Source organism: Vibrio sp. 1249-1 (assembly GCF_033340495.1).
Window position 1 is genome coordinate 1 of the sequence record NZ_JAWOWJ010000604.1, and the last position, 672, is coordinate 672.

Here is a 672-nt window from a genome sequence, read left to right on the forward strand (position 1 = left end):
ATGAATTGTGGGTTTGCCGCAAGAGCTCGAGCGATTTCGACTCGGCGACGTTCACCACCCGATAGTGCCATACCCGCACTGGTTCTTATGTGCTGTATGTGGAATTCTTCCAACAAATCTTCCAGCTTGTCCTGACGCTCTTCGCGGGTCATTTCTTGGCGAGTTTCCAATACGGCCATGATGTTATCTTCCACAGACAGTTTGCGGAAAATCGACGCTTCCTGCGGTAGATAGCCAATACCCATGCGAGAGCGGCTGTGCATTGGCAAAATACTGATGTCTTTGTCGTCGATGGTGATGGTGCCTTCATCGCGAGGCACCAGACCAACAATCATGTAAAACGAGGTGGTTTTACCGGCACCGTTAGGACCAAGTAAGCCCACAATCTGACCAGACTCTACTTCTAAGCTAACATCGGTGACGACTTTGCGCTTTTTGTAGCTCTTTGCGAGATTTTTTGCACTCAGTACCGCCATATTAGTTCTCTATCTGATTTGGTTGCAAAATCGTGGTTACACGCTCGTTTTTAGAGCTGTCAGCCACCAACTTCTGTTGACCGATTTGGTAACGAATCGATGAGCCTTTGATGGTGTTACCATCTTGAGCGAGCTGCGCTTGGCCTTTCATGGGCAGTTCGTCTGTCGAGAGTCGGGAATCGGTCGTGTTCGCCTT

General features: G+C 49.3%; 2 protein-coding genes. Both read right to left on the reverse strand.

What is annotated here, in order from left to right:
* Window positions 1–476 (reverse strand): LPS export ABC transporter ATP-binding protein (gene lptB, locus R7Z50_RS27880; protein ID WP_318149803.1); only part of this gene is annotated, 476 nt, incomplete at its 3' end.
* Between the two features lies 1 nt (window position 477).
* Window positions 478–672, reverse strand: a 195-nt coding sequence (locus tag R7Z50_RS27885) for an LptA/OstA family protein (RefSeq protein WP_318149804.1), incomplete at its 5' end; no start/stop codon positions are given.